Below are 3,169 nucleotides of genomic sequence, written 5' to 3' on the forward strand. Positions count from 1 at the left end.
TTAATCTATTTTTGCATTAGCAAAAATTATAGTAGATATAAAAAATATTTATAAATGGTAAAAAAGGTACTATTGATATTCTTCTTATTCATAGTCGAGTATTCGACTATGAGGGAGTATGTTAGTTTTGCTAAAATTACTACCGAAATAAATGATATCGAAGACAATAGCGAGGCAGAAGATTCGACCAATGATGATTTAAACAATTTAATCGAAGAGCTATTTGTTCAAGAACAACAATTACAGTTCAATTTTCTGCCAATTACTTCAAATTTTCTGCATTTTTTTAAATACGAATCTTCCTTTTTTGCCCATTTTCTAATCATTGATTCTCCACCTCCAAGGTTTCTTTAGTTTTCCTCCGTTGATAAAATGTACATTTTGTTTCAAATTTTTAATATGTCGGTGTAAAACTGCGTATTAGGTGCACTTTTAGCTCATTTTATCAAATCTTATTGCCTTAAATTGAAATTTTAGTCTTAAGAACACTCCTCTGCAAATTTATATTTTGCTTGTAAATATTGATTTCTTAAAGTTATAAGTTCGGAATCGAGTATTTCGCATATTGTACTTTAACATTTAACCCAAAAACTCTCAGTTTGATTATGAGAAAATTAAGTTTTAATTACTTAAATGCTGATTTATCAGCAGGTTTAGTTGTATTTTTAGTTGCTCTCCCATTATGTTTAGGTGTTGCGTTAGCATCAGGTGCTCCGCTCATTTCTGGTGTTGTCGCTGGAATTGTAGGAGGTATCGTAGTTGGCTTAATAAGTGGCTCACAATTAGGAGTTAGTGGCCCAGCCGCTGGTCTAACAGTAATCGTTTTAAACGCCATAACCGAAATAGGATTATATGAATCATTTTTAACTGCCGTAGTTTTGGCTGGCGTATTTCAGTTAATCTTTGGTATATTGAAGGCAGGAGTGATTGGCTATTATTTCCCTTCTTCAGTTATCAAAGGTATGCTGACAGCCATTGGTATTATAATTATCTTGAAGCAGATTCCTCACGCAATGGGAATAGATTTAGACTACGTCGGAGATGAAGATTTTATTCAAAAAGATGGTCAAAATACTTTTTCCGAGTTATTTCGTATTAGTGAGCTATTCAACGAAGGTGCATTAACGATAGGGATTGTCTCGTTAGGTATTATGATTTTGTGGGAGCAAGACTTTATCAAAAAAAATAAAATATTAAGTCTATTCCCAGGTGCTTTACTTGCAGTTATTGTGGGAATTATTTTGAACAATGGTTTATTATCGTTTCCACCAGTATTTCATTTAGAGAGCGTACATCTCGTTAATCTACCTGTAATCAATTCTTTGGACGATTTTACTAACTTATTTCAATTACCAAATTTTGCGGCAATTACTAATCCATTGATTTGGAAAACGGGCATTGTTATAGCAATTATTGCAAGTTTGGAAACCTTATTAAGTGTTGAAGCCACTGATAAACTAGACCCTGATTCAAGAATTACTCCCACTAATCGAGAGCTAATAGCACAAGGTACTGGCAATATCGTTTCAGGTTTGTTGGGTGGTATTCCAGTTACCCAGGTAATTGTACGGAGTTCAGCCAATATTCAGTCAGGTGGCAAAACAAATTTATCTACAATTATTCATGGTTTGTTATTATTAGTTTGTACTGTTTCCATTCCAATATTTCTCAATCAAATACCTCTTGCATCGTTAGCAGTAGTATTAATTATGGTTGGTTATAAACTGGCCAAGCCATCTATTTTTAAACAACTTTATCAAGAAGGACAAGACCAATTTGTGCCTTTTGTAGTTACGGTAATTGCTGTTGTGTTTACAGATTTATTGAAAGGAATTGGTATCGGTTTAATTGTGGCAATGGTATATGTATTGTATACTAATTATAAAGGCTCAATTTCATTTCTTCGTGATGGTAAGAGTGTCTTAATTCAGTTTAACAAAGACATCTTCTATTTTAATAAATCAGAGTTGAAACAAAAGTTGGCAGAATTAGATGAAGGAGATATGGTGTACGTAGATGGTGTGAAGGCATCATTTATTGACCATGACATTTACTTAACGCTTGAAGAGTTTCAGAAGGAGGTAATCAGTAGAAACATTAATGTACAATTAAAAGGAATAAACAAGGAAAAAACTAAAATCAGATAAATATGCAATCATATCAAAAACTTTTATTAGCAAATAAGGCATGGGCAGCCGAAAAACTTCGACTGGATGAGTCTTATTTTGAAAACCTTTCTGCCAATCAAAGTCCAGAGTTTTTATGGATTGGTTGTGCTGATAGTCGTGTTCCTGCCGACCAAGTTACAGGCACTCAACCCGGAGATATTTTTGTGCACAGAAATGTAGCTAATTTAGTGGTACATACTGATATTAATATGTTGAGCGTATTACAATATGCAGTTGAGGTTTTAAAAGTAAAGCATATTCTAGTGGTTGGACACTACAACTGTGGTGGTGTAAAGGCCTCGATGGATAATAAAGATTATGGTTTAATTAATAAGTGGCTCAGACACATTAAAGATGTGAATGTCAAACATATTGATGAGTTAAGTAAAATTGATGATTTTCAATCTCGATTTGATAGGCTTGTAGAATTGAATGTAGTTGAACAAGTAAGAAATTTAGCTAAAACGACAATTGTTCAAAAAGCTTGGGCGAATGGTGATTATCCACATTTACATGGATGGGTGCTTGATTTAAAAAGTGGGTTAATTAAAACCATTATGGAAATCTTTCCCGATGATTTGTCGGCAATTGAAGAAGTTTATAGGTACGAATTGCCTGTTGTTGAATTAAGTGAAGTAATGAAATAATCTAATCTATTGAATTCCACACCAAAAAGCTATCAATTTTGATAGCTTTTTTTGATTATAACATTCTGTTTTAGTAGTATTTTTAATAATAATCACGCACTGTTTATCACCAAAAATCTGCGTTCTTTCTCAAAGAAGATACTTCTAGCTACTTATTTTATGTTTATCATGTATTTCAATTGCATTATTTTCAATGAAATACTTGTTGTTTGATTATCAATGATTTATAAAATTTGTTATGAAAAAAATAAAAAATAATCTTGGAATAATCTATATTTGCTAAAAAAATATATCTTTGCTAAAAATATATAGATAAATATGAACCTCCCAAACTGCCCCCAATGTGATTCAAAT

At 32.2% G+C, this 3,169-nt stretch carries 2 protein-coding genes; both read left to right on the top strand.

Annotated features, from left to right (window positions below; genetic code table 11):
• Positions 1-605: 605 nt before the first annotated feature.
• Complete coding sequence (locus A6M55_RS06850) at positions 606-2,147, top strand: SulP family inorganic anion transporter (protein ID WP_064197003.1); 1,542 nt, start codon at positions 606-608, stop codon at positions 2,145-2,147.
• A gap of 2 nt (positions 2,148-2,149) precedes the next feature.
• Positions 2,150-2,815, top strand: coding sequence for a carbonic anhydrase (locus A6M55_RS06855; RefSeq protein ID WP_015030612.1), 666 nt, complete (start codon positions 2,150-2,152; stop codon positions 2,813-2,815).
• Positions 2,816-3,169 lie beyond the last annotated feature (354 nt).

The organism is Emticicia sp. MM (assembly GCF_001649495.1).

Bases quoted from the DNA above. Each gene is read 5' to 3' on its own strand.
- A6M55_RS06850 (WP_064197003.1), top strand. From the start codon at position 606: ATGAGAAAATTAAGTTTTAATTACTTAAATGCTGATTTATCAGCAGGT.
- A6M55_RS06855 (WP_015030612.1), top strand. From the start codon at position 2,150: ATGCAATCATATCAAAAACTTTTATTAGCAAATAAGGCATGGGCAGCC.